This window comes from Dyella humicola (assembly GCF_026283945.1).
Taxonomy (GTDB): Bacteria; Pseudomonadota; Gammaproteobacteria; order Xanthomonadales; family Rhodanobacteraceae; genus Dyella; species Dyella humicola.
This window is the reverse complement of record NZ_JAPDPC010000001.1, coordinates 1,258,875-1,279,646: the sequence shown is the minus strand read 5'-3', so window position 1 is coordinate 1,279,646 and position 20,772 is coordinate 1,258,875. Positions and strand designations below refer to the sequence as shown.

Annotated in this window: 23 protein-coding genes; 8 read left to right on the top strand and 15 right to left on the bottom strand. The window is 63.9% G+C overall.

Annotation, left to right across the window (positions count from 1 at the left end):
* Positions 1–89 precede the first annotated feature (89 nt).
* Complete coding sequence (locus OUZ30_RS05555; RefSeq protein ID WP_266181201.1) at positions 90–575, bottom strand: FKBP-type peptidyl-prolyl cis-trans isomerase; 486 nt, start codon at positions 573–575, stop codon at positions 90–92.
* A 52-nt stretch (positions 576–627) separates the two neighbouring features.
* Complete coding sequence (locus tag OUZ30_RS05550; RefSeq protein WP_266181200.1) at positions 628–1,872, bottom strand: MFS transporter; 1,245 nt, start codon at positions 1,870–1,872, stop codon at positions 628–630.
* A gap of 84 nt (positions 1,873–1,956) precedes the next feature.
* Here OUZ30_RS05550 and OUZ30_RS05545 point away from each other — a divergent pair, with 84 nt between their 5' ends.
* Both OUZ30_RS05545 and OUZ30_RS05540 read left to right on the top strand, forming a co-directional pair.
* Positions 1,957–2,673 (top strand): class I SAM-dependent methyltransferase, encoded by a 717-nt coding sequence (locus OUZ30_RS05545; RefSeq protein ID WP_345781038.1) that lies wholly within the window; start codon positions 1,957–1,959, stop codon positions 2,671–2,673.
* A 245-nt stretch (positions 2,674–2,918) separates the two neighbouring features.
* Complete coding sequence (locus OUZ30_RS05540) at positions 2,919–4,262, top strand: DEAD/DEAH box helicase (RefSeq protein ID WP_266181199.1); 1,344 nt, start codon at positions 2,919–2,921, stop codon at positions 4,260–4,262.
* A gap of 159 nt (positions 4,263–4,421) precedes the next feature.
* On the opposite strand, the gene OUZ30_RS05535 is transcribed toward OUZ30_RS05540, so the two are convergent.
* From OUZ30_RS05535 to OUZ30_RS05525, 3 genes are read right to left on the bottom strand one after another with little or no spacing between them, the layout of a single operon-like run.
* Positions 4,422–4,973 carry a GNAT family N-acetyltransferase gene (locus tag OUZ30_RS05535; RefSeq protein WP_266181198.1) on the bottom strand — a complete coding sequence of 184 codons (552 nt, stop codon included), beginning with the start codon at positions 4,971–4,973 and terminating at the stop codon, positions 4,422–4,424.
* Entirely contained in the window at positions 4,970–5,818 is an 849-nt protein-coding gene (fghA, locus tag OUZ30_RS05530) for an S-formylglutathione hydrolase (protein ID WP_283255875.1), read from the bottom strand. Before fghA ends, OUZ30_RS05535 begins: the two co-directional genes overlap by 4 nt.
* Before the next feature lie 44 nt (positions 5,819–5,862).
* Entirely contained in the window at positions 5,863–6,612 is a 750-nt protein-coding gene (locus OUZ30_RS05525; RefSeq protein WP_266181197.1) for an SDR family NAD(P)-dependent oxidoreductase, read from the bottom strand.
* Between the two features lie 120 nt (positions 6,613–6,732).
* Here OUZ30_RS05525 and OUZ30_RS05520 point away from each other — a divergent pair, with 120 nt between their 5' ends.
* Both OUZ30_RS05520 and OUZ30_RS05515 read left to right on the top strand, forming a co-directional pair.
* Positions 6,733–8,613: a DEAD/DEAH box helicase gene (locus tag OUZ30_RS05520; RefSeq protein WP_266181195.1), complete on the top strand. Its 1,881-nt coding sequence runs from the start codon at positions 6,733–6,735 to the stop codon at positions 8,611–8,613.
* 153 nt (positions 8,614–8,766) lie between these two features.
* Entirely contained in the window at positions 8,767–9,576 is an 810-nt protein-coding gene (locus OUZ30_RS05515) for a dioxygenase family protein (protein WP_266181194.1), read from the top strand.
* Here the strand turns inward: OUZ30_RS05515 and OUZ30_RS05510 are convergent.
* Together OUZ30_RS05510 and OUZ30_RS05505 are read right to left on the bottom strand one after the other, a co-directional pair.
* The gene (locus OUZ30_RS05510; RefSeq protein ID WP_266181193.1) at positions 9,563–9,913 is read right to left on the bottom strand and encodes a cupredoxin domain-containing protein; all 351 of its coding nucleotides are present in this window, start codon (positions 9,911–9,913) and stop codon (positions 9,563–9,565) included. The genes OUZ30_RS05515 and OUZ30_RS05510 overlap by 14 nt on opposite strands.
* Entirely contained in the window at positions 9,910–10,851 is a 942-nt protein-coding gene (locus tag OUZ30_RS05505) for a metallophosphoesterase family protein (protein WP_266181192.1), read from the bottom strand. The genes OUZ30_RS05510 and OUZ30_RS05505 overlap by 4 nt, the downstream gene beginning before the upstream one ends.
* Before the next feature lie 243 nt (positions 10,852–11,094).
* Between OUZ30_RS05505 and OUZ30_RS05500 the strand changes: the two genes are divergently transcribed.
* A complete protein-coding gene (locus OUZ30_RS05500; protein WP_266181190.1) occupies positions 11,095–11,598 on the top strand; it encodes a sigma-70 family RNA polymerase sigma factor in 504 nt (167 codons plus the stop codon).
* The gene (locus tag OUZ30_RS05495) at positions 11,585–12,364 is read left to right on the top strand and encodes an anti-sigma factor family protein (RefSeq protein ID WP_266181189.1); all 780 of its coding nucleotides are present in this window, start codon (positions 11,585–11,587) and stop codon (positions 12,362–12,364) included. The genes OUZ30_RS05500 and OUZ30_RS05495 overlap by 14 nt, the downstream gene beginning before the upstream one ends.
* A gap of 30 nt (positions 12,365–12,394) precedes the next feature.
* On the opposite strand, the gene OUZ30_RS05490 is transcribed toward OUZ30_RS05495, so the two are convergent.
* Entirely contained in the window at positions 12,395–12,763 is a 369-nt protein-coding gene (locus OUZ30_RS05490; RefSeq protein ID WP_266181188.1) for a YkgJ family cysteine cluster protein, read from the bottom strand.
* A 103-nt stretch (positions 12,764–12,866) separates the two neighbouring features.
* Positions 12,867–13,727 (bottom strand): KPN_02809 family neutral zinc metallopeptidase, encoded by an 861-nt coding sequence (ypfJ, locus tag OUZ30_RS05485; protein WP_266181187.1) that lies wholly within the window; start codon positions 13,725–13,727, stop codon positions 12,867–12,869.
* A gap of 116 nt (positions 13,728–13,843) precedes the next feature.
* On the opposite strand from ypfJ, the gene OUZ30_RS05480 reads away from it, so the two are divergent.
* Positions 13,844–14,239 carry an MAPEG family protein gene (locus OUZ30_RS05480; protein ID WP_283255873.1) on the top strand — a complete coding sequence of 132 codons (396 nt, stop codon included), beginning with the start codon at positions 13,844–13,846 and terminating at the stop codon, positions 14,237–14,239.
* A gap of 241 nt (positions 14,240–14,480) precedes the next feature.
* On the opposite strand, the gene OUZ30_RS05475 is transcribed toward OUZ30_RS05480, so the two are convergent.
* Positions 14,481–16,040 carry a TerC family protein gene (locus tag OUZ30_RS05475; RefSeq protein ID WP_266181186.1) on the bottom strand — a complete coding sequence of 520 codons (1,560 nt, stop codon included), beginning with the start codon at positions 16,038–16,040 and terminating at the stop codon, positions 14,481–14,483.
* A 148-nt stretch (positions 16,041–16,188) separates the two neighbouring features.
* On the opposite strand from OUZ30_RS05475, the gene OUZ30_RS05470 reads away from it, so the two are divergent.
* Positions 16,189–17,070 (top strand): CPBP family intramembrane glutamic endopeptidase, encoded by an 882-nt coding sequence (locus OUZ30_RS05470; protein ID WP_266181185.1) that lies wholly within the window; start codon positions 16,189–16,191, stop codon positions 17,068–17,070.
* On the opposite strand, the gene OUZ30_RS05465 is transcribed toward OUZ30_RS05470, so the two are convergent.
* The 5 genes from OUZ30_RS05465 to rsfS all read right to left on the bottom strand — a co-directional run bounded on the left by OUZ30_RS05465 (position 17,067) and on the right by rsfS (position 20,741).
* The gene (locus tag OUZ30_RS05465; RefSeq protein ID WP_266181184.1) at positions 17,067–17,636 is read right to left on the bottom strand and encodes a Maf family protein; all 570 of its coding nucleotides are present in this window, start codon (positions 17,634–17,636) and stop codon (positions 17,067–17,069) included. The genes OUZ30_RS05470 and OUZ30_RS05465 overlap by 4 nt on opposite strands.
* A 32-nt stretch (positions 17,637–17,668) precedes the next feature.
* The gene (scpC, locus tag OUZ30_RS05460) at positions 17,669–19,183 is read right to left on the bottom strand and encodes a succinyl-CoA:acetate CoA-transferase ScpC (protein ID WP_266181183.1); all 1,515 of its coding nucleotides are present in this window, start codon (positions 19,181–19,183) and stop codon (positions 17,669–17,671) included.
* A 92-nt stretch (positions 19,184–19,275) separates the two neighbouring features.
* Positions 19,276–19,725, bottom strand: a complete 450-nt coding sequence (locus OUZ30_RS05455; protein WP_266181182.1) for a GNAT family N-acetyltransferase — start codon at positions 19,723–19,725, stop codon at positions 19,276–19,278.
* A gap of 66 nt (positions 19,726–19,791) precedes the next feature.
* Entirely contained in the window at positions 19,792–20,262 is a 471-nt protein-coding gene (rlmH, locus tag OUZ30_RS05450) for a 23S rRNA (pseudouridine(1915)-N(3))-methyltransferase RlmH (RefSeq protein WP_266181181.1), read from the bottom strand.
* Between the two features lie 86 nt (positions 20,263–20,348).
* Positions 20,349–20,741 (bottom strand): ribosome silencing factor, encoded by a 393-nt coding sequence (gene rsfS / locus OUZ30_RS05445; RefSeq protein WP_266181180.1) that lies wholly within the window; start codon positions 20,739–20,741, stop codon positions 20,349–20,351.
* Between the last annotated feature and the right edge of the window lie 31 nt (positions 20,742–20,772).

Here is a 20,772-nt window from a genome sequence, read left to right as displayed (position 1 = left end):
CGACAACGGCGCCGTGAGGCGCCGTTGTCGTGCTGAGGGAACATGTCCCCTCACCCTACCCTCTCCCCTCGGGGAGAGGGTTTAAAGACTCAGTGAGCCTCGCCGCCCGGCGGGTGGGCGTGGCCGTGCTGGATCTCTTCTTCGGTGCCGTCGCGCACTTCGTCGATCGTCACGTCGAAATGCAGCGCCTTGCCGGCCATCGGGTGGTTGAGATCCACGTCGACCGTGGTCATGCCGATCTTCTGCACCACCACCACCCGGTGCCCGCCTTCCTTCAGCGCGAGCACGGTAGTCATGCCGGGCTTGAGCTTGGCGGACTGCTGGAAGTACTTCTTCGGCACGCGCTGGACCATGCCTTCCTGACGCTCGCCGTAGCCTTCGGCCGGGGCGACGTCAACCTGCAGGTTCTCGCCAGCCTCGTGACCTTCCAGCGCCGATTCCAGACCCGGGATCAGCTGGCCATGGCCCAGCAGCACCCACAGCGGCTCGTTGCGATCGAGGGAGCTCTCAACCTTTTCCCCGTCCACCGTGAGCGTGTAGTGGAGCGAGATGACCTTGTCCTTGCCAGCCTTCATTGCATGTCTCGTGATTGGTGCAAAGCGGGGATTCTAGCAGCAACCCGCCCGCTCACCTGCCAGCGCCCGGCCCCTTCTGGCCAAAGCGCACGCCGTGCGCCTCCGGCCCCAGCCAGGCCAGCAAGGCCAGCAGCACGGCCACCGCGGCGATCCAGAACGACATGGCAAACGCCAGATCGCCCCCGCGCCAGTCGGCAATCCAGGTCTGCGCCGTGGCGGTGATGGCCGCGAGCAGGTTACCCATCTGGTAGGCAAAGCCCGGCAAGGTACCGCGCACTGCATCCGGCGATAGCTCGTTGAGGTGGGTAGGCACCACGCCCCAGGCGCCCTGCACCATCACCTGGATCATGAAGGCGCCCAGTCCGAGCAACAGGATCGAGCCACCGTGCATCCATAGCGGGATGGTCGGGATGGCCAGCAGGGCAGCCGTGATGATGGCGCGACGCCGGCCGATCCGCTCCGACAGCGAACCAAAGTACAGGCCGCCCACCAAGGCGCCAATGTTGAGCAAGGCCGTGAGCAGGAACGCGGTGCCCGAGCCACCGGGAATATGCAGGTTGGTCTGCAGGAAGGTCGGGTACATGTCCTGCGAGCCGTGGCTGAACATGTTGAACGCCGCCATCAGCAGCATCAGGTAGATCGCCAGCTTCCAGTGGCCGCGCATCGACGCCATCAGCCCGAGCTTCTCGCCCCGTGCCTGCCCCTGCTTCCAGACCTCCGACTCCGGCACGCTGCTGCGGATATACAACACCAGCAAGGCCGGAGCCGCTCCCACCACGAACAACCCACGCCAGCCGACGTGGTCCACCAGCAGCCAGTTCGCCAACGCAGCGAGGAAGAAGCCGCACGGATATCCGCTCTGCAACAGACCGGACACCATGCCGCGCGACTTCGCCGGTATCGACTCCATCGCCAGCGAGGCACCAATACCCCATTCACCGCCCATGGCCACGCCAAACAGGAAGCGAAACGCCAGCAACATGGTGAGCGTGGTGGAAAACGCGGTGAACAGTTCGAAGATCGAGAACATGATCACGTTGATCATCAGGATCGGGCGTCGCCCGAAGCGGTCGGCCAGCCGGCCAAACAGCAGCGCCCCGATCGGCCGCGCCGCCAGCGTGAGAAAGAGGCCGAAGGTGACGTGTTCCTTGTCGACATGGAATTCCTTCGCCACCGCAACGATGACGAAGGTGAGCAGGAAATAATCAAACGCATCGAGCGTCCAGCCCAGAAAACTGGCCAATACGGTGTGGCGCTGGGTGCGAGTCAGTTCCCGCAGGGGCGCAAACGGCGACATCGTGGACTCCAAGGCAAAGCCGTCAGCGCGGCACACAGGGTGCCAAGCGAACCATCACGGCCGTCGCGACGCAAGGGCAGCATCGTGTCCGGCACCCTGCTGCCTTCACGCTGCGCAGTCACCGAGTCGGCTGACATGGCGAGAATGGATGCCGCCGCCCGCCATCGCATTGCCGACTACTACGAGCGCGGGCTACAACGTGGCTATGTGCGCGGCAAGCTCGCCACCGATCCCGTGTATGCGGCCGCCGCCGAACTGATTGCCGAGCATCCACTGCCGTTGCTGGACATTGGTTGCGGCATCGGGCTGCTGGGTCAGTATCTGCACGCACAAGGCTGCGTGCCGGAGTATCTCGGGCTCGATCACGACCAGCGCAAGATTGAAGCCGGCCTGCGCGCGCTACATCGGGCCGGGATCGATCAATCGCTGCAATTGCGCTGCGCCGATGGCACCACGGCGCAAACCGTACGGGGGCACGTCGCCTTGCTCGACGTGCTGCATTACCTGTCCCAAGAGCGCCAGCGCGCCGTGATCGAGCATGCCGTTCGCCATCTCGCGCCTGACGGCATGCTGATCGTGCGCAGCGTGCTGCGCGAACCCAATTGGCGTTACCAGGCCACGCGGGTGTCGGAATTCTTCCTGCGCATCAGCGGTTGGATGCGCGTGGGCGCGCAGCACTACCCCAGCGCCGACGAACTGCGCGCGCCGCTGGAAGCCGCCGGCCTGCAGGTCACCATCCGTCCGTTACATGGCCATACGCCTTACAACAGCTATTTATTGGTTGCACAGCGAAGGCGTTGAGGGCTGGAAAGACCCGCTTGGAAGGGTGCCTGATGCCGTTTCGCCAACCGACCAAGGCGCCCTCGAAACGTTGCAGCTGCTCGCTTTCGGCCCTCGATCTCCACCTCGCGTTGCTCGCCGTTCATGCATACCAAGCGGCGTTGCTGCGTTTCAGCTATACTTCGCAGCGCGGCGATCGCCGCCCATCCCTCACTGAATACTGCAACGCGGTTCGATAGAACGCTCCGGGTTGCTCTGGAGCTTCCATGTCTTTTGAATCGCTGGGCCTCGCGCCCGCGTTGTTGCGTGCGCTTGTTGAACAAGGCTACGCCCAACCCACCCCCATCCAGGCCGCGGCCATCCCGATCGTGCTCGAAGGCGGCGACCTGCTGGCCGCCGCGCAGACCGGCACCGGCAAGACGGCGGCCTTTGCGCTGCCGCTGCTGCAGCACATCTCCAACGGTCCGCCGGCCGGCACGCGCCGCCCGCGCGCTTTGGTACTGACGCCCACGCGCGAGCTGGCTGCACAGGTGCATGACAACCTGCGTGAGTACGGCAAGCACCTGCGCATCACCAGCACGACCATCTTCGGCGGCGTCAGCATGGGTCCGCAAATGCAGGCCCTGCGCCGCGGCGTCGACGTGGTGATCGCCACGCCGGGTCGCCTGATCGACCATATGCAGCAGCGCTCGCTCGACCTGTCGGGCATCGAGGTGCTGGTGCTGGACGAAGCGGACCGCATGCTCGACATGGGCTTCCTGCCGGCGCTCAAGCGCATCCTGGCCGCCGTGCCGCGCAAGCGTCAGACCCTGCTGTTCTCGGCCACGTTCGCACCGCCGATCAAGGCCCTGGCCATGCAGTTCATGCATGAGCCGCGCGAAGTGTCGGTGACGCCGGCGAATTCGGTAGCCACCACCGTTACGCATCACGTACACCCGGTCGATGCCGCCAAGAAGCGTGATCTGCTGCTGCACGTGCTGTCGCAGGACAGCCGTCGCCAGACGCTGGTGTTCAGCCGTACCAAGCACGGCGCCGACAAGCTGGTGACGTACCTGGGAGTCGCCGGCCTGCGCGCTGCGGCCATTCATGGCAACAAGAGCCAGAATGCCCGTACGCGCGCACTCAGCGATTTCAAGACCGGCCGCGTCACCGTATTGGTGGCCACCGACATCGCCGCGCGCGGCATCGATATCGACCAGCTGCCGATCGTGATCAACTTCGATCTGCCGATGGTTGCCGAAGACTATGTGCACCGCATCGGCCGCACCGGCCGCGCCGGCGCCGACGGCATGGCCGTGTCGTTGGTGAGCCATGAGGAATCGGGCCTGCTGCGCGACATCCGCAAGCTGCTCAAGCAGGACATCGCGATCAGCGACGTTCCCGGCTTCGAACCCTCGCATCCGCTGCGCACCGACGCCGGCGCACCGCGTCCGGTGCAGGGCGGCCAGGGTCAGCGCCCGCAGCGTCAGGGTCGCCCGCAAGGCGGACGTCCGCAGGGCAGTGGCGGTTTTCGCCCGCACAATCCCGCGCACCCGCACGGCAGCAGCGAGCGCCCTGCCGAAGGCAATCGCAACCGTCAGCGCAGTCGTCGCCCTGCTGCGAAGGCCTGAACCGCGCGCCCTCCCTCTCCCTTCCGGGGAGAGGGCTAGGGCACGGCAACACCCCATGTAGGAGCGCACCCAGTGCGCGAAAGACCTACAAGGCGAAGACGCGGCATCACCGCGGGAGCGGTCGCGCACTGGGTGCGCTCCCGCATGAGCCGCCAGGCATTACTCGCTACGAATACGCGATGTAAGCACGTGGTCTTCCCACACGCCTGCGATCTGCAGGTAGCGCTTCGCATAGCCTTCCTGCTCGAAGCCAAGATGCTGCAATAGCCTTGCACTGCGCTCATTTCGCGGCATGTAGTTGGCCATGACTCGATGCAGGTCGAGCTCATTGAATGCCCAATGCATGGCTACCTGCAACGACTCCCGTATCAGCCCCTGCCCTTGTCGATGCTCGGCGATGCTATAGCCGAGATGGCAGGCCTGGAACGCGCCCCGCACGACATTGGCAAAGGTGAAGCAGCCGATGATTTCGCTGCCAGCCACATCGAGCACAAAGAACGGATACGCACGATCGCAGCGCACCGCTTCACGCGAATCGACCAGTGTTTGCGTGCAGTGCCCCAGCGTGTAGTACACCGAATCGCGCAACGGTTCCCAAGGCGCCAGATGGTCGCGGTTCTGCAGCCGGTAACGCAGGAGCAGAGATGCGTCCGCCGGCTCCACCACACGGATCAGCGTACGCTCGGTGGTGAATGGATAAAGCAGATTCACAGGCGCCCCAACGCCTCGGCGTGATGCCGCAGGTGGTCTTCGATGAAACTGGTAATGAAGTAGTAGCTGTGGTCGTAGCTGACATGCCGGCGCAGCACCAGCGACTGCCCGCCTTCGGCACATGCCTGGTCGAACAGTTCGGGCTTGAGCTGGGTGGTGAGGAAACCATCCGCCTCGCCCTGGTCGATCAGGATCGTGCCGTCGAAGGTATGCCGGCGAACCAGCTCACACGCGTCATAGTCGGCCCAGGCAGCGGCGTCTTCGCCCAGATAACTGGAAAACGCCTTTTGTCCCCAGGGGACCTGACTGGGCGCGACGATGGGCGCGAACGCAGACACTGAACGAAATTGCTGCGGATGGCGAAGTGCCATGCTCAACGCACCATGCCCGCCCATCGAGTGACCCGTTATGCCTGTGCGCTCGGCATCCACCGGAAACTGCCGTTTAAGCAACGCGGGCAATTCGCTGGAGATATAGCTGTGCATGCGAAAACGCGACGCCCACGTTGACTGCGTGGCGTCGACATAGAAGCCCGCACCTTCTCCGAACTCCCAATCGCCGGTTGCACCGTCGATGCCCGTATGGCGCGGGCTGGTATCGGGCATCACCAGGATCAAGCCCAACTCGGCGGCGAAACGCTGCGCGCCAGCCTTGATCGTGGCGGTTTCCTCCGTGCAGGTGAGCCCCGCAAGAAAGTACAACACCGGACACGCCTCGCGCGCTGCCTGCGGCGGTTGATAGACGGCGAAGCGCATCGGTCCACCGCAGCTTTCCGAATCATGGCGATAGAAACCCTGCACACCATCGTGGCAACGCTGCTCGGAGATCGTCTCCATCTCGCTCATGGTGGTTCTCCCTGTCCTCGCACGGATCGCGATGATAGACGCGTTCAGCGCTCCTGATCAGTGGGCCGCATCAACACTTCGTTGATGTTGACGTGTGCGGGACGCGAGACGCAAAACACAATGGCGTCAGCGACATCGCTGCCCTGCAGCTGGCGCATGCCTTCGGCCCAGGCGTTGATGGCGGCCTGCACTTCAGCGTGACCGATATGCTCTCGCAGCTCCGTCGCCACCGCACCCGGCTCAATCACGGTGACGCGGATGTTGTGCTGATAGACCTCGCGACGCAGCGCCTCGGAGAAAGCCACCACGCCAAACTTGGTCGCCGAATAGCCAGCCGCATTGGGGTTGGCGACACGACCTGCCGTCGACGAAATATTCACGATGTGGCCATCACGACGGTTGCGCATGCCAGGCAGAGCGGCCTGGGTGGACGCGATCAGACTGAGCACGTTGAGTTCAAGCATGCGTCGCCAGCGGCCCAGATCGGCTTCAATCACCGGTTCCAGATACATCACACCCGCATTGTTCACGAGAATATCCAGCCGACCGTAGTGCGCCTCGGTGTCGACGACGACACGCTGCGCTTCGACTTCCGAGTTCAGGTCGGCCACCAGCACGATGGGCGCAGCGCCCAGCGCCTCGAGCTTGGCGGCCAAGGCTTCCAGTCGATCGCGGCGCCTGGCCGTTATCGCTACACGGGCGCCAGCCTCGGCCAAAGCCAACGCGGTGGCCTCGCCAATGCCGGAAGAAGCTCCGGTGACCAGCGCGACACGACCGTCAAGACGTTGGGACATGGGTTTTCCTCTGCAAAAGGGGGGACAAAAGCCAGAAAAAGACCGGCTTGGGCGGGGTAGCCTGCTACAATACCGCCATTCTCCCGCATGCCCACGTGCATGCCATGTCGAGGTTCCCCCATGTCCTCCCCGTCTTCCGATTCCCAGCCGGCAGCCGCCGGCTTCGCTGCGCTTGGCCTTCATCCGGATGTGCTGCGCGTACTGACTGACGTCGGTTATGAATCGCCATCGCCGATTCAGGCCGCAACTATTCCGCCGCTGATGGAAGGTCGCGATGTACTCGGCCAGGCGCAGACCGGTACCGGCAAGACCGCCGCATTCGCGCTGCCTTTGCTTTCGCGCATCGACCTCAAGCCCGGCAAGCCGCAGGCGCTGGTGCTGGCGCCGACGCGCGAGCTGGCCATCCAGGTCGCCGAAGCGTTCCAGCGTTACGCTGCGCATTTGCCCGGCCTGCAGGTGCTGCCGATCTACGGCGGCCAAAGCTATGGCCCGCAGTTGCACTCGCTCAAGCGCGGCGTGCATATCGTGGTCGGCACGCCCGGCCGTGTGATCGATCATCTTGATCGCGGCACGCTGGATCTGTCCGAGCTGAAATTCCTGGTGCTGGACGAAGCCGATGAAATGCTCCGCATGGGCTTCATCGACGATGTCGAAAAGGTGCTGGAAGCGACGCCACCCACCCGCCAGGTCGCGCTGTTCTCGGCCACCATGCCGGCGCCGATTCGCAAGATCGCGCAGCGTCATCTGAAAGAGCCGGTGGAAGTGACGATCAAGTCGTCCACCACCACGGCCGCCAATATCCGTCAGCGCTACTGGTTCGTCAGCGGCATGCACAAGCTCGACGCGATGACGCGCATTCTCGAAGCCGAGCCGTTCGACGCGATGATCATCTTCGCGCGCACCAAGCAGGCAACTGAGGAACTTGCGGAGAAGCTGCAGGCACGCGGCCTCGCCGCTGCCGCCATCAACGGTGACATCGCCCAGGCTCAGCGTGAGCGCGTGATCCAGCAGCTCAAGGAAGGCAAGCTGGACATCCTGGTGGCGACCGACGTGGCCGCGCGCGGTCTCGACGTCGAGCGCATCAGCCACGTAATGAACTACGACATTCCGTACGACACGGAAAGCTACGTGCATCGCATCGGCCGCACCGGTCGTGCAGGCCGCAGTGGCGAGGCGATCCTGTTCGTCACGCCGCGCGAGAAAGGCATGCTGCGCGCGATCGAGCGTGCCACCCGCCAGCCCATCGAAGAGATGAAGCTGCCGACGGTGGAGGCGGTCAACGACCAGCGCATCGCCAAGTTCAAGCAGCGCATCAGCGACACGGTGGCCCTGGGCGAACTGGAACTGTTCCAGCAGTTGATCGAACAGTACGAGCAGGAACACGACATTCCGGCCATCGAAATTGCCGCCGCCCTGGCGCGGATTGCGCAAGGTGGCCAGCCGCTATTGCTGGCGCCGCCGCCGAAGCGCGAGCACACCCCGCGCGAGCACACGCGTGAGCACACCCGCGAATCGGGCAGCCATGATCGTGGCGAGCGCGAGCATCGCCCGCGTGATCGCGATCGTGACAGCGGTCCGCGCGAGTTCGTGGCCCGCCCGGTACGCCCGCACCACACCGAGGAAGGCAAGCGCACCTATCGCGTCGAAGTCGGCCACGAACACGGCGTAAAACCGGGCAACATCATCGGCGCCATCGCCAATGAAGCGGGCCTGGAGAGCGGCTTTATCGGTCGCCTGAGCATCCGCGGCGAATACAGCCTGATCGACCTGCCCGATGGCATGCCCGCCGAAGTGTTCACGCACCTGCAGAAGGTGTGGGTGAGCCAACAGCAGCTGCGCATCAAGGAATGGGACGGCAACGACACCGGTGCCGAAGAATCCTCTTCGCGCCGCCCCGGCGGCGGTTCCCGTCCGGGCGGCTTCAAGAAGCCGGGCGGCGGTGGCTTCAAACCGCGTCCGCATGGCCATGCTGGCGGCAAGCCGCCGCGCCGCGCGAAGTAAGCCACGCTCACTCGACAAACCGTCATTCCGGTATAGGCCGGAATGACGGGCAGGCGGGCCGATTGTTCGACTGCTGTGACTCATCGTTCACCATAAGCACGCAGCAAATGCGCGCGGCGCCCTTACCCTAGGGTGGTCCCCAAAGTGACCGCCATGACCACCCTACCCAGCCTGTATATCTCCCACGGCTCCCCGATGACCGCGATCCAGCCGCGGCAGATAGGCGAGCGCTTAGCCGAACTGGCGCGCACTCTGCCGCGCCCCAAGGCCGTGGTTATCGCCACCGCACACTGGCTGGCGCGGCAACCGCAGGTCGGCGGCGCCAAGCGGCCGGAAACCATCCACGACTTCTACGGTTTTCCGCGCGAGTTGTTCGAGATTCAATACCCGGCGCCCGGCGCTCCGGAACTGGCCGCGCGTGTCACCGAATTGCTCGACAAGGCCGGCTTGCCCACCACACTGGACCCCACGCATGGGCTCGACCACGGCGCCTGGGTGCCGATGCGCCTGCTTTACCCCGAAGCCGATATTCCGGTCGTACCGATGTCGATCCAGCCCGCGCTGGGGCCGGCGCATCAGTACGCCGTGGGTCGCGCGCTGGCGCCGCTGCGTGACGAGGGCGTGCTGGTGATCGGCTCAGGCAGCATCACGCACAACCTGCACGACTTCCGCGCCGGCTATAGCGAGGAACGCGAAGCGCCCTACGTGCGCCCGTTCATCGAATGGATCGAGCGCAAGCTGACGGAAGGCGACGTGGATGCCCTGCTCGACTATCGCCGCCAGTCACCGTTTGCCGAACAGGCACACCCCACCGACGAACACCTGCTGCCGCTTTTCGTGGCGCTGGGCGCGGCCGGCCATGCCGCATATGCCGAACGCATAGATGCAGGCATCGAGTACGGCCTGCTCGCGATGGATATCTATCGCTTCGACGGCGCAAGCGCACCGCTCACTGCACGATGATGGTTCCGACCATCATCGGGTGTATCGAGCAGTAGTACGCATACGTGCCGGGCTTGGCGAACGTGACGGCATAGCTGTCGCTGGTATCCAAGGCCTTCGAGGGAGCAAACATCGCACCCGCGCTGGTGATGAGGTGAGGTTCGTCATCCCGATTGGTCCACACGACGCGTGTACCGACCGGCACCGTCAACGTATGCGGCGCGAAGGCGAAGTTGCGTATCTCGACCTGAAACGTCTTCGCCTTCATGGCGCCTGATAGGTCCGCCGCCATGGCAGGCAGGCCAAGGTAGCCCGCGCCGAGCAACAGCGCTGCAAGCTGGTTTCGCACTGTATTCATGACATGGCCTCGTCGGTAATTGCGAGCACGTGACCACCCTTCACATGGCGCACCTCGCGGATGCCGAGGTAGCCATGCAGCGCATCCGGCGCAATATCCTTCAGCGGCCCCGGGGCCGGCCCCACGCCCGGCGCTGGTTGCGGGTAAGCAGTGGAACGCGCCGTGTAGAACGTGATGTTGCCCTCCACCTTCTGCTGGATCTGGTGGATATGGCCATTGAGCACACTGACCGAACCGAACCTGCGCAGGTATCCCATCGCCTCGGCGCTGTCGTCCGTGCCCCAGCCCCACGGCGGATACAGCGGCCACAACGGCATATGCGCAAATACCACCAGCGGCGTCTCGGCGGAGCGACCCGCCAGATCCTTTTTCAGCCACGCCAGCTGCTCCGCACCCAGCGAGCCGAGCCCGCCTGCCTGGAGATTCAGCACATTGATCAGGCCGACAAAGTGCACGCCGCGATGATCGAAGCTGTACCAGCCACCGGACTGCTGCCGCTCGCCAAAGCGGCGAAAAAACTCGGCGCCGTTGTCGCCAATCACGTCGTGTTCGCCAGGTACGTAGAACACCTTGTCGGTACGTGCCTCGCGCATGAGTTCGGCCAGCGTATCGAACTCTTCGGGTTTCGATAGATGGGTAAGATCGCCCGTGTGCAGCATGAAATCCGGCCGTATCGGCTGGGCATTGACCATCGTCAGCGACGCGCGAAGCGTGGCTGCCACATCCATGTTTGGCGCCTTGTGAAAACCAATATGCGAATCGCTGATTTGAACGAAGCTAAAACTGGAGTCTGCCGCTGCTGCAGCGCCTCCATCGCCCAGGGGCTGGGCATGCAGCACGCCGCCCTTCATTAGCCATAGCGTGCCCGCCCCCGCCCAGGCCATGCATTTGAGGAACTGGCGTCGGCCGCCGACTTCGTTGTCTTCTGGGTCTCGCATGATCGGTATCTCCAGGCTGGGTGGCCGTGCGGCCATTCGGAATGCGGGCGTCGATCCAACTTGCCCCTCACCGTGCATTACCGGGAGACCCGGGGATCTATTCCCACCCATCGTCGTTTGCACGCTCGCAACACGGACTTGGAATAAAGTGACGCCAGCAGAGGTATCCCTCTTATGCCCATCGAGTCGTCCGTCGGATCGCCGAGCCACGACCCAGCGAGAAGCACTCGCTTCGAGTCGCTCGTGTTGCCGTACCTCGATGCCGCCTACAACCTCGCGCGCTGGCTCGCCCACGACGATGCGGACGCACAGGACGTGGTGCAGGAAGCCATGCTTCGTGCGCTGCGCTATTTCGACAGCTTCCATGGCGGCGATGCTCGGGTCTGGTTGCTCGCCATCGTGCGAAACACGTTTTACACACTGCGTACGAAAATACCCCAGGAGGCCCTGCGCGCCTCGCTGGACGACGACGCGCATCCGCTGGTGGATGAAGGCCCTTCACCAGAAACTCTGACGCTGCTCGCCGTGGATGTAGGTGCACTGCAGATCGCACTGGAGCATCTGCCGCCACCGCTGCGCGAAGTGATCGTGCTGCGCGAGCTGGAAGAGTGCTCGTACAAGGAGATCGCTGCGATCACCGAACAGAAAATCGGCACGGTCATGTCGCGACTGGCGCGTGCCCGCGAACGGCTGAAGACCGAACTGACCTGCCGACCCAAGGAGGTACGTCGCCATGATGTGCGATGACGCCAGGCTGCTCCTACATGCCTATCTGGACGACGAACTCGACGCGGCCAATAGCGCGGCCGTCGCGCAGCATATGCAGGACTGTGCCGCCTGCACGGCCCGCTACGGCACGTATGCCACCCTGCACAAGGCGCTCGCGCAACCATCCCTGTATCGGCGCGCACCGGAAGCATTGCGCGAGCGCTGGAGTGCGGCCAGGCCCGCTATGACGGTGACCTCGCGGCCACCGCGCCGCCGCGCACCGCTCGCCTTCGCCATGGCCGCCGGCTTCGCAGGCGCCCTGCTTGTCACCAGTCCGGCCTGGTTCCACGTGTGGCGGCAGCCGGCCCTGGGCGACGATCAGGTCGTGGCCGAGGTGATCTCGGGCCATGTCCGCTCGCTGCAGGAACAGCATTTGATGGATGTCGTGTCGACCGATCAACACACGGTCAAGCCTTGGTTCGAGGGCAAGCTGGATTTCTCGCCACGCGTGAAGGATCTTGCCAGCGAAGGCTTCCCGCTTGTCGGCGGGCGGCTGGATGCTGTCGACGGCCACGGTGTCGCCGCACTGATCTACAAGCGGCGCCTGCATGTCATCAACCTCTACCAGTGGCCAACGGAGGCCGCGGCGACCGCACAGGTGCAAACGCAGCGACACGGCTATACGGTGATTCGTTGGCGCGCCGATGGCATGCAGTACGCGGCCATCTCGGACGTCAATGAGAACGACTTGAAGCAGTTCGTACTCGCCTTCCAGAATGAGGTGGGCGCACCCAGCGGGCGCTAACCCCTATGTGGATCAAGAGCCCTGAGATGCCTACGCCGCATCGGCGCCGGTTGGCTCAGGCCAGTCCGCCGGCGTCAGCACCGGTAATCCGTGCGCACTGCGTGCCTTGTCGCACTGGAGACTGAGCGCCCCAAACTCCCAGGATGGCTGCACCTCGCGACAAACCGACGGCCGTCCCTCGTAAATGCCGCAATGCGCAGCCTCCCCCACCGTACCTTGCAAGCCCACGCAACGCGGCTTCGACGCCTGAGTGCCACGCATGACCAATCGATGCGGATCGAGCGTTTCGGTCAGCTCTGGCGGAACCACGCCGCCCAGGGACGCGTCCGCCTCTGACCAGTGAAAGGCCACGCGGAAATAGGCGCAGCAAGCGCCGCAACGTAGGCAGGGATGCAGCATGCAGTCGTTCTAAGGCACACCCCAAGGCGTGCAGCAGCGCCATTTTAGAACGACCACGGCCCGCAGGTGACGGGCCTTCGTGCGTCGGCAGCCATGGATGCGCCTAGAGCGGGCCGGCAAACGTATTGCAGCTGGCCATATCGCCGCTCTCGAAGCCGGTACGGAACCACTGCACGCGCTGCGCCGAGGTGCCATGGGTGAAGGAGTCGGGCACCACCCGGCCTTGTGCCTGCTGCTGCAATGCGTCGTCGCCAATCTTGCTGGCCGCGTTGAGCGCCGACTCGATGTCGCCCGGCTGCAGCCACTGCAAGCGCTGCTGGCTGTGATTGGCCCAGACGCCGGCAAAACAGTCGGCCTGCAGTTCCTGCCGCACCGACAAGCCGTCAGCGCCTTCCATCCGTGCGCCGCGACGACGCGCCTGCTCCACCTGGTCGAACACGCCCGTGAGGTTCTGCACGTGGTGGCCGACTTCATGCGCAATCACGTAAGCCCGCGCGAAATCGCCCGACGCATGGAAGCGGTTCTCCAACTCCTGAAAGAACGCGACGTCCAGATACACTTTCTGGTCGCCAGGACAGTAGAACGGTCCGACCGCGGTCGACGCCGAACCGCAGGCGGTATTCACGCCGCCACTGAACAGATCCAGCTTGGGATCCACGTATTGCTGGCCATGCGCCGCAAAAATGTCGCCCCAGGTCTTTTCGGTGGAGCCCAGAATCGCGCTGACGAAATCCTTGGTTTGCGGATCGACCTGGGCCGGCTCGCCGGTGGGCGCGGCGACCTGGCCGCCGTTGTCCGCCTGGTTGAGCAAGGCCGTGGGGTCCTTGAAGAACACCACGCCCAGGATCGCCAGGATGATGATGCCGCCGATGCCCATGCCGCGACCACCGCCGAAGCGCGGACCGCCGCCGCCACCGCTATCGACCTCGACGTTCTCACTGCGCTCGCCCTTTTGCCAGTCCATATGACGGCCCTCGGTGGCACACCACAGTGGTGACCGGGTGACGATAGCGCCTTGCGCCTACTCCCGCTACGTGTATCCGATGGCTACAGTGGGCCACCTTTTTACGAGAGTCCCTCATGATCCAGCATCTGCCCGCCGTCGTTGTCCTACTTACCATCCTGCTGCAAGTCGGCACCGTGTGGGCCACCGGCAAGGCACGAGAAAAGTACGGCATCAAGGCACCGGCGATCAGCGGCCATCCGGGCTTCGATCGGGCCTGGCGCGTGCAGATGAACACGCTGGAATCCACCGTGATCTTCCTGCCCACGCTTTGGCTGGCCGTGCAGTATGGCTTTGCCCTGTGGGGCAGCGTGGCCGGGCTGGTCTGGGTATTTGGCCGCGTGTGGTATGCCGTGGCCTATCTGAAGGACCCGGCCAAGCGTGGCCCCGGCTTCATGGTGGCTTCCGCCGGATGGGCGGTGATGTTGGTGCTGGGTGTCATCGGACTGTTCCGAGCCTTGCTCGCGGGCTAGGCGCCGGCCCTTTGCGGCCTGGCGCTCCGGTTGCGCGGCCTCTGCGCCTTCTCCCCGCCGGGGAGAAGGTTGGGATGAGGGGCGAGTGCTCGAGACAGCGCGACAATTGAGCGTGGTCGCTAGGGTGCCGCCCGCTGCGTAAGCGGCACGCTGGCCATATCGCTCGATCAACGCGTGACCGCGAGCACCTGCCCCTCATCCCAACCTTCTCCCCGGAGGGGAGAAGGAGTCACAGCCACATCTAATCGCCGACCGGCGTGACCTTGAGACGCTCGATGCGCGCCCCGTCCATCGTCACCACTTCGAAGCGCAAGCCTTCGCTGGTGAAGCTGTCACCCGCGCTGGGCAAGCGTCCCAGCTGTTGCAGCACATAGCCGGCCAGCGTGGAAAAGCTGTCGTCGCCGCTGAGCTTGAAGCCGAGCATGTGCTCGACTCGCCGCAGGTCCAGGCTCGCGTCGAGCATCCAGCTGCCGTCGCTTTCCTGCACGAACGAAGGATCACCGCTTTCGTCATCGGGAAATTCACCGGCAATCACTTCAAGCACATCGGTGGGCGTCACCAGCCCAAGCACGCTGCCGTACTCATCCACCACCAGGGCCACTTGCAGCGGCGAGCGGCGAAACTCTTCGATCAGCCGCAGTACGCTGAGCGACTCCAGCACGGTGAGCGGCTTGCGCACGACGTTGTCGACGTCGATCTGCCCGTGTTCGAGCAGGCTCGCCAGCAGGTCGCGTGAGGAGGCTACGCCGACCAACTGGTCGAGATCGTCACCCGCCACGGGCAGCCAGGCATGACTGGAAGAGGTGACTTCGGCGCGCAGTTGCTCGGCGCTTTCACGCGGATCGATCCAGTTGATCTCGGGGCGCGGCGTCATGATGGAGCGCACCGGCCGGTGCGCCAGGTCCAGCACGCCCTGCACCATCGCCAGTTCGTCCTTGCCGAACATGGCCGCGCTGCCGACCACGGTCGTGGTTGCCGTATGCGCGGCGTCCTTCTCGTCATCACTGCCGGTGCCGCCCAGCAGGTTCAGCACGGCCATGGCGGTGCGATCACGCAAGGTACGCGCGCTGCTGAACAGGCTGCGTCGGCGATTGCGGCGCATGGTCTGGTTGAACACCTCGATCATGATCGAGAAGCCGATCGCCGCGTACAGATAACCCTTCGGGATATGGAAACCGAACGCTTCGGCCACCAGGCTGAAGCCGATCATCAGCAGGAACGACAGGCACAGGATCACCACCGTCGGTCGCGCGTTGACGAAGTGGGTGAGCGGCTTGCTCGCGCTGATCATCAGGATCATCGCAATCACCACCGCCACCATCATCACGGACAGGTGATCGACCATGCCGACGGCCGTAATCACCGAGTCGAGCGAGAACACGGCATCGAGCGCCACGATCTGCGCCACCACCAGCCAGAACTGGGCCGGCGCGCGCTTGGCCGCATCGTGGTCGTCATCCGCCTCCAGCCGCTCGTGCAGCTCCACGGTGGCCTTGAACAGCAGGAAGGCGCCACCCAGCAGCAGGATGATGTCGCGCCACGAAAACGCGATGCCCTGCCAGGCGATGATTGGCGCGGTGAGTTTCACCAGCCATGACATCGCTCCCAGCAGCGCCAGGCGCATGACCAGGGCCAGCGAGAGGCCGAGCACGCGGGCCTTGTCGCGCTCCCGTGCCGGTAGCTTGTCGGCGAGGATCGCAATGAAGACGAGATTGTCGATGCCAAGCACGATCTCCAGCACCACCAGGGTGAGGAGACCGGCCCAGGCAGTAGGATCGGCCAGCCAGTCGAAAGCAAACATACGTCGGCACCGAAGCGCCAGTTTCCTCCTTGGAACGTGCTGCAACTATACAGGGCGACTTTGTGAACGCTGCGCAAGCCGTGGCTTGACCGTGCCAAAGGGCAGGATTGCGCCCATCCGGCGGCAGAGGCTAGCGTGGGGACGCCAGATGACGAGCGCGTTGCGTCCTGGCGAAAATCATCTGGACGCTCGCCCGCAGGACCCACCGTCGATGGATGCGAACCATCCGAACTACGCCCCCATTTCGCCACCGTCACCCGCTCTTACCGCCTTGGCGCCCGGCGTCTGGTATGCCCTCGGCCTGATCGCCCTGTACTTTGCGCTTCAGCTTTCCGTTGCGGCCGTTATCGGTCTCGCCGCGGGCCTCGTGGCTCTCGCGCAGCACGGCGGTGATGTCACCTCGATCATTACGAGTGGGCGCGCATGGCTGGCCCATTCGGACGCGAGCGCCATCGCCGTCATCGCCACGCTGCTGGTGGCAGCCGCCGCGATCCTGCATCTGGTGCGACGCTGGTGGCCGCAGTTATGGGCCAAAGCCGAGCTACCCGGTTTCGGCTTTGCCATGTCGAAACAGCCGGCCATGTATCTCCTGGCCCTGGTACTTGGACTGGCCACGCCCTTCGTCGGCGGCATGCTGACGCAGTGGGTGGCGCAGGGGCACGAGGTCAGCCAGGACATCAAGCAGCTCGGCGCCCATATCTCCCTGCCCTTGCGCATCCCTCTCGCACTGCTGGTGGTGAGCATCGGCCCGCTGGTGGAAGAACTGTTGTTTCGCGGTGTGCTGCTTTCGTCGATCGCCCGATACGTGGGAAGCGGCTGGGCGATCGTGGTCACCGCCATCTTCTTCGCCTGCGTCCACCTGCCCGATCTGTCGTTTCTCTGGTACGCGCTGCCCAACCTGGCGCTGCTGGGATTGCTGCTCGGCTGGCTACGCGTGCAGTCGGGTTCGATCTGGCCGGCCGTCCTGGCTCACAGCATGAACAACCTGCTCGCCGTGGTGTCGTGGTTTGTGATGACCTCCGCCAGTTAGGCTGTTATTAAAGAGCGCGCGCGCAGCAGGCGCGCCGTTTCGAAGATTGGCAGCCCCATGACACCCGAGTGGCTCCCATCGAGGTGTTCGATCAACTTCGCGCCGTGCCCCTGGATCGCGTACGCACCCGCCTTGCCAAACGCCTCGCCCGTGGCGATATAGGCCTTGATGGTGGCGGCATCCAGCTCAGGCATGCGCACGCGTGACACGCTGGTATCGCTCCACTCCCCCTGATGACTGATTAACCATACGGTGGAAATCACCTCATGCACGCGCCCGGACAGTCGCCGCAGCATGGTTGCAGCATCGGCCGCGTCCGCCGGTTTGCCGAACACCTCGTCATCGAGCACCACTTCCGTATCGGCCCCAAGCACGACCGCGCTGGCGTCTCCTAACGCGGCGAGCCCGGCCAGCGCCTTCTCGCGAGCCACGCGGCTCACGTACTCGCGTGGCGATTCTGCGATGGCGCGCTGTTCGGGCACGTCCACCTCAACGGTGCGGAAGTCGACGCCTATTTGTTCGAGCAATTGGCGACGGCGTGGTGACTGGGAGGCGAGATAGAGCATGGAGTGTCCGGGTCCGTTGGGCGACGCGCGGCCTATTTTGGCCGCATATCGCCCGTTTCGAGAAATCGCTCGTGCCAGGCCAACGCCTCGGCGAGCAGATGCGGCGTGTGCTTGCCGCGGCTGTCGCGCAAGGCCCGCTCGAAGTAATCCTGCAGCAGCGGACGATAAGTGGGATGCGCACAGCGTTCGATAATCACCTTGGCGCGTTGCCGCGGCGACAATCCACGCAAGTCGGCGAGGCCCTGCTCGGTCACCAGCACGGCCACGTCGTGCTCGGTGTGGTCCACATGGCTGACCATCGGCACCAGGCAGGAAATCGCGCCGTTTTTCGCGGTGCTGGGCGTGAGAAAGCAGGACAGGAAGCCGTTGCGCGCGAAGTCGCCGGAGCCACCAATACCGTTGATGATGCTGGTGCCCGCCACGTGCGTGGAATTGACGTTGCCGTAAATATCGGCCTCAACCATGCCATTCATGGCGATGCAGCCCAGGCGTCGCACCAGCTCCGGATGATTGGAGATTTCCTGCGTGCGCAGAATGATGCGCTTGCGGAAGAACTCGATGTCCGCCAGGAAGCGCTCGATACCCGCTGGGCTGAGCGAGAACGAGGTCGCCGATGCACTGCTCACCACACCGTTGGCGAGCAGGTCGAGCATGCCGTCCTGGATCACTTCGGTATACGCGGTCAAGCCGCTGAAACCGCCTTCCTGCAAGCCGGCAAGCACGGCATTGGCGATATTGCCGACACCGGATTGCAGGGGCAACAGCTGCGGGCTGAGACGCCCCTTCACAATCTCATGACGGAAGAACTCGATCAGATGGCCAGCGATGCGCTTCGACGTTTCATCGATGGGTGCAAACGCGCTGTTGCGGTCCGGCGCATTCGTTTCCACGACGGCGATGACCTTGGCCGGATCGCAGCGCAGATAAGGCTCACCGATGCGGTCGTCCGGCTTGATCAACGGTATCGGCCTGCGGTGCGGCGGCAAAGCCGTGCCGTAGTAGATATCGTGCATACCGTCCATTTCGAGCGGTTGCCAGTGATTGACCTCGATGATGACCTTGTCGGCAAGGTCCAGCCAGGTCTTGTTGTTGCCCACCGACGAGGACGGCAACAGACTGCCATCCGGCAGGATGGCCGTTGCCTCGATGACCGCCAGGTCGAGCTTGCCGAAGAAACCAAACCAGGCGTACTGCGCGACATGGCTCAGGTGGATATCGAGATAATCCATTTCGCCGCGATTGATGCGCGCACGCAACTCGGGATCGGACTGATACGGCAAACGCATGTCGATGCCATCGGCGCGAGCGAGCGCACCATCGAGCTCAGGTGCGGTTGAAGCACCAGTCAGCACGCGAACGCGGAACGGATCGCCGTGGCCGTGCGTGGCCATCATTCGATCGGCCAGCGCCTTCGGCACAGCCTTGGGATAACCGGCACCGGTAAAGCCGCTCATGCCTATCGTCATGCCGGGGTCGATCAGTTCGGCGGCCTGGGCCGCCGTCATGATTCGGCTGGCCAATCCCGCGTGACCAATACGCTTATCCATGGTGATTTCTCCTGCACACATTCCACCGATGGTAACCCGCCATGCGCCCATCAATTGCCGTACTTAGACAAAGGTCTGAGCCAGGAATCCACTTACAGTGGAAGGTTGTATTCGCGAAAATGTTCATCGCGTTTCCAGCCAAGCGATTCATACAATCGCTGCGCGGACGTGTTGGTATGGGCCGTAGATAACGACATGGCAACCGCGCCCATGGCGCGCGCAAAATCACCGGCCTCACGCATGAGGGCAACGGCGACGCCAGCACGGCGCGCGACTGGCACCACGAAAAGATCATTGAGCAGATAAGTGCGCGCGGCTCGCACCGATGAAAACAACGGATACAACTGGGTAAAGCCTATGCCGCGCCCTTCCTCGTCGATGGCGAGCAACACGACCGAGTCTTGATACTGCAGCCGCTCATGCAGAAAGCGCCGCGCCAGCTCTAGGTCCCCAGGCTTGCCATAGAACTGACGGTAGCCGTCGAACAACGGCACAACGATGTCGAGGTCGTGGATCGTCGCCTGACGTACCGTGTAAGACATGGGGCGTTCCTTGTGGAAAGTGAGTGCTCGCGCCGTCACATCACCAGGGACTTGATGCGGCCGACGTCAGGCGCGATGGTAAGGATGACCAGACAGCAGTGTCGTAGCGCGATACAACTGCTCGGCCAATACAAGCCTCACCAACATATGCGGCAGTGTAAGCGGACCGAGTGACCACTGCTGGTCCGAGCGCGCCAATACCTCGGGCGCGTGACCATCGGGGCCGCCAATGAGAAAGGCCAGATCACGGCCGGACATGCGCCACTTTTCCAGTTGCGCGGCAAGTTCTTCGCTGGACCAGGTCTTGCCTCGCCCATCCAGTGCGACTACGTGGATGTCACGTGGCAGTGCCGCAAGGATCGCCGCGCCCTCGTCCTGAATCGCGCGCGTGTCATCGCGCCCCTTGCCGCGCGTGCCAGGCTTCAGTTCGATCAATTCCAGCGGCAAGTCATGCGACAGCCGCTTGCGGTACTCGGCAAAACCCTCGGCTACCCAGGCGGGCATGCGTTCACCGACGGCGATCAGGCGGGCGCGCATTCGTAGATGCCAAAGAGGGAGAAAACGAAACAGCACGCGCACGCTTCAGCAGCGGCGCGGCGCAAGTACCGCCACTACGCGGGCGATTAGCCCGCGCTGACGGCTTCGATATGAGCGTCGCGGTCACCCACGGTCCACAGCCTTTCCAGGCCATAGAACTCGCGGATACGCGGCAGCATGACATGGACGATCACGTCGCCGAGGTCGACCAGCACCCATTCGGCTTCCTGCTCGCCTTCCACGCCCAACGGCATCACGCCCGCCTTCTTGGCGAACTTGACGACTTCGTCGGCAATGGATTTGACATGGCGTGCCGAGGTGCCTGAGGCGATAACCAGCAGATCGGCGATGGAGGTTTTGCCGCGAACGTCGATTTCTCGAATGTCCTTGGCTTTCAGTTCGTCTAGGGCGTCGATTACGTGCTGACGAAGGACCGCCGTGGTGGCGGATTTGGCGCTGCGATGGGAAGTCGGACTCAAGTGCGGTTGCCTCGATGCGGGATCGATGCGC

Bases quoted from the DNA above. Each gene is read 5' to 3' on its own strand.
- OUZ30_RS05510 (WP_266181193.1), bottom strand. From the start codon at position 9,913: ATGAATACAGTGCGAAACCAGCTTGCAGCGCTGTTGCTCGGCGCGGGC.
- OUZ30_RS05540 (WP_266181199.1), top strand. From the start codon at position 2,919: ATGTCTTTTGAATCGCTGGGCCTCGCGCCCGCGTTGTTGCGTGCGCTT.
- OUZ30_RS05525 (WP_266181197.1), bottom strand. From the start codon at position 6,612: ATGTCCCAACGTCTTGACGGTCGTGTCGCGCTGGTCACCGGAGCTTCT.
- OUZ30_RS05475 (WP_266181186.1), bottom strand. From the start codon at position 16,040: ATGTTTGCTTTCGACTGGCTGGCCGATCCTACTGCCTGGGCCGGTCTC.
- fghA (WP_283255875.1), bottom strand. From the start codon at position 5,818: ATGAGCGAGATGGAGACGATCTCCGAGCAGCGTTGCCACGATGGTGTG.
- OUZ30_RS05495 (WP_266181189.1), top strand. From the start codon at position 11,585: ATGATGTGCGATGACGCCAGGCTGCTCCTACATGCCTATCTGGACGAC.
- OUZ30_RS05520 (WP_266181195.1), top strand. From the start codon at position 6,733: ATGTCCTCCCCGTCTTCCGATTCCCAGCCGGCAGCCGCCGGCTTCGCT.
- OUZ30_RS05455 (WP_266181182.1), bottom strand. From the start codon at position 19,725: ATGTCTTACACGGTACGTCAGGCGACGATCCACGACCTCGACATCGTT.
- OUZ30_RS05490 (WP_266181188.1), bottom strand. From the start codon at position 12,763: ATGCTGCATCCCTGCCTACGTTGCGGCGCTTGCTGCGCCTATTTCCGC.
- OUZ30_RS05515 (WP_266181194.1), top strand. From the start codon at position 8,767: ATGACCACCCTACCCAGCCTGTATATCTCCCACGGCTCCCCGATGACC.
- OUZ30_RS05480 (WP_283255873.1), top strand. From the start codon at position 13,844: ATGATCCAGCATCTGCCCGCCGTCGTTGTCCTACTTACCATCCTGCTG.
- OUZ30_RS05465 (WP_266181184.1), bottom strand. From the start codon at position 17,636: ATGCTCTATCTCGCCTCCCAGTCACCACGCCGTCGCCAATTGCTCGAA.
- OUZ30_RS05555 (WP_266181201.1), bottom strand. From the start codon at position 575: ATGAAGGCTGGCAAGGACAAGGTCATCTCGCTCCACTACACGCTCACG.
- rlmH (WP_266181181.1), bottom strand. From the start codon at position 20,262: ATGCGCGCCCGCCTGATCGCCGTCGGTGAACGCATGCCCGCCTGGGTA.
- scpC (WP_266181183.1), bottom strand. From the start codon at position 19,183: ATGGATAAGCGTATTGGTCACGCGGGATTGGCCAGCCGAATCATGACG.
- ypfJ (WP_266181187.1), bottom strand. From the start codon at position 13,727: ATGGACTGGCAAAAGGGCGAGCGCAGTGAGAACGTCGAGGTCGATAGC.
- OUZ30_RS05550 (WP_266181200.1), bottom strand. From the start codon at position 1,872: ATGTCGCCGTTTGCGCCCCTGCGGGAACTGACTCGCACCCAGCGCCAC.
- OUZ30_RS05470 (WP_266181185.1), top strand. From the start codon at position 16,189: ATGACGAGCGCGTTGCGTCCTGGCGAAAATCATCTGGACGCTCGCCCG.
- OUZ30_RS05505 (WP_266181192.1), bottom strand. From the start codon at position 10,851: ATGCGAGACCCAGAAGACAACGAAGTCGGCGGCCGACGCCAGTTCCTC.